Source organism: uncultured Campylobacter sp. (assembly GCF_938045535.1).
In the GTDB taxonomy this organism is placed as follows: Bacteria; Campylobacterota; Campylobacteria; order Campylobacterales; family Campylobacteraceae; genus Campylobacter_B.
In genome coordinates, this window is the sequence record NZ_CALIMQ010000081.1 from 1 (window position 1) to 2,831 (window position 2,831).

The 2,831-nt window shown below is 53.9% G+C and carries 3 protein-coding genes and 1 pseudogene; all 4 read right to left on the minus strand.

Annotated features, from left to right (window positions below):
- A partial coding sequence (locus Q0095_RS02715) for a formate--tetrahydrofolate ligase (RefSeq protein WP_297881124.1) occupies positions 1-1,006 on the minus strand: 1,006 nt, incomplete at its 3' end.
- A 2-nt stretch (positions 1,007-1,008) separates the two neighbouring features.
- Positions 1,009-1,869, minus strand: coding sequence for a bifunctional methylenetetrahydrofolate dehydrogenase/methenyltetrahydrofolate cyclohydrolase FolD (folD, locus tag Q0095_RS02720; RefSeq protein ID WP_297881126.1), 861 nt, complete (start codon positions 1,867-1,869; stop codon positions 1,009-1,011).
- 314 nt (positions 1,870-2,183) lie between these two features.
- Positions 2,184-2,318, minus strand: a complete 135-nt coding sequence (locus Q0095_RS02725; RefSeq protein ID WP_297881128.1) for a hypothetical protein — start codon at positions 2,316-2,318, stop codon at positions 2,184-2,186.
- 353 nt (positions 2,319-2,671) lie between these two features.
- Positions 2,672-2,831, minus strand: a pseudogene (locus tag Q0095_RS02730) (ABC transporter permease); the annotation flags it as partial.

The window sequence follows — 2,831 nt, forward strand, 5'->3', positions numbered from 1 at the left end:
TCATCTTGAGCGCACGCACGGTGGCGACAATGACGACGGCATCGGGGGCGAGCCCCGCAAGGCGGCATTTGATGTCAAAGAATTTCTCCGCGCCGAGATCCGCACCGAAGCCCGCCTCCGTGACAACATAGTCGGCGCAGCGTAGCGCGTACTTCGTCGCCATAACGCTGCTGCACCCGTGCGCGATGTTCGCAAACGGGCCGCCGTGGATGAATGCAGGTGTGCCGCCGATGGTCTGTACGAGGTTTGGCTTGATTGCGTCCTTAAAGAGGAGTGTCAACGCGCCCGTTGCACCCAGTTCGTCCGCATGGACGGGACGGCCGCTGCGCGTCCAGCCGATAAGAATGCGCCCGAGACGGCGTTTCATATCCGCGAGCCCGTCCGCAAGGCAGAGGATCGCCATCATCTCCGAGGCAACCGTGATGTCAAAGCCCGACTCGCGCGGTACGCCGTGCACACGCCCGCCAAGCCCCGTAACGACATGGCGCAGAGCACGATCATTGATGTCGAGGACGCGTTTCCACACGATGCGGTTCACATCGAGGTCGAGCGCATTTCCCTGAAAGATGTGGTTGTCGATCAGTGCAGCGAGGAGGTTGTGTGCCGTCGTGATGGCGTGGAAGTCGCCCGTAAAGTGGAGGTTGATGTCCTCCATCGGGACGACCTGTGCATAGCCGCCGCCCGCCGCGCCGCCCTTCATGCCAAAGCACGGGCCGAGCGACGGCTCGCGCAGGGCGACGATGGTCTTCTTCCCCTGTAGGTGGAGCGCATCGGCAAGTCCGACACTCGTCGTCGTCTTGCCCTCGCCCGCAGGGGTCGGGTTGATCGCCGTGACGAGGATGAGCTTGCCGTTTTGCCCCGCTGCGCCCGCAAGTGCCTCGGGGGTCAGCTTTGCCTTGTACCTGCCGTACGGCTCGATGTGCTCTGCGGCGATGCCAAGGCTCTTTGCAATCTCCGTGATGGGACACAGCTGTGCCGCGCGTGCAATCTCTACATCCGTTTTCATCGTCATCGCCCTCCCTCTTCCGTCTGCGTCTTTGCTGCCTGTACGACGTTCTCCATCAGCATGGCGACGGTGAGAAGCCCCACACCGCCGGGCACGGGCGTGATCGCCCCCGCCACTTTTTCCACTGCCTCGAAATCCACATCGCCGACGAGCTTTTTCGGAGCGATGCGGTTGATGCCGACATCAATGACGGTCGCCCCCGGCTTCACCATGTCCGCCGTGACAAAGTGCGGCTGCCCGACCGCCGCGACGAGGATGTCCGCCGAGCGCGTAATCTCTGCAAGGTGTTCCGTCCGTGAGTGGCAGAGCGTGACGGTCGCGTGCCGCTCGAGGAGTAGCATTGCCATCGGCTTTCCGACGATATTACTGCGACCCAGCACGACGGCATTTTTGCCCGCGATCTGCACGCCGTATTCCTCAAGCAGGCGCATCACGCCAAGCGGAGTGCAAGGCACAAAACCGTCCGAAAGCCCGCTAGTAAGCTTGCCTACGTTTATCGCACTAAATCCGTCCACGTCCTTTTGCGGGCTTATTGTTTCTAAAATTTTATTCGTATCAATGTGCTTTGGAAGCGGCAGCTGCACCAAGATGCCGTCGATACTTTCGTCTTCGTTTAAATTTTCTATCAGTTCCAAAAGCGCCGCCTCGCTCACGTCGGAGCTCAAGCGGTGCGCTACGGATCGGATCCCACAGGCGGCGCAGGCTTTTTCCTTGCTCGCGACATAGGTCTTACTAGCCGCGTCCTCGCCTACCAAAATCACCGCCAGCGCGGGCTCTACGCCCTTTGCGGCAAGGTTTGAAGCGACCGATTTGATCTCCTCTTTTACCTTCGCGCTTATGCTTTTGCCGTCGATTAAAGTCATTTAAAGCCTTTTTGAAAAATAGAGAATGTTACCCTAAAATTTATAAAATTTAGATTTATTCAGCGGGATTTTATGGGAATTTGAAAGAATTTTAAAAAGAATTTCGTCCTGAATTTATGCCTACTCAAATAAGCCTAAATTTTATCGTCATTATAGACGGATGGACACCTTGGCGCTGCTACATTCAAGCTGCAACGCTGCTAAGGCTCGTATTACAGGCTTGAGAGCTTTTGTCCACGAATGAGCAAAAACTACAATGTTTCCATTTTCTCGCCGTTAAACGTCTCGTATCGTCGCCCGCCGCGCAATATACGCTATGCGTAATAGTAGCCTGTATAATGGTAGCCGGGTGCCTTATTTTGCTCTGGCTCTGGGACATCTTGCGGTCCGCTCCTAGAGCAGCTGCATAGAAACAGCGCCGCACACAGAAATAAAACGATCTTTTGCACCATAGATCCTTTCAAAATCTTTATGATTTTATCTTTTAGTGGTTTTGAAAATTTACAAAATTTAGAAAAGCGCTCTAAAAATTTGCTCCACTTTGGAATTTAAAATTTTGGCGAATTCCAAAGACATAAATTTTGTCAAAATTTAGGCTTCGCGCAGCTTATAATCTCGCGCAAGAATCAAAATTTTGGTGACTCAAATCGTATTTAGTGCAATTTTACACGATGCGCGTCGTTAAAGATCGTGTAGCTTCTGTCTTGCGCGCCGAAATGCCGCGCAAAACACACTGCTAAATACAACCGCGCCGCTTTGGAATTTTAAAATTTCGCCGAATTTTAAAGAGCCGCGTTTAAATTTACTCGTTGCGCAGTGTTTGCAATACGTCGATCTGCGTGGCTTTTTTGGCCGGATACCATGACGAAAGCGCTACGATAAGCACCGCGCCGATTAAAATCATCGCCAAATCGCCTAGCGAAAGCTCCATCGGCAGCTTCGAGCTTCCGTAAACGTCGGCC

What these genes read in the sequence shown, in the direction of transcription:
- folD (WP_297881126.1), bottom strand. Translation starts at nt 1,869, where the DNA reads ATGACTTTAATCGACGGCAAAAGCATAAGCGCGAAGGTAAAAGAGGAG.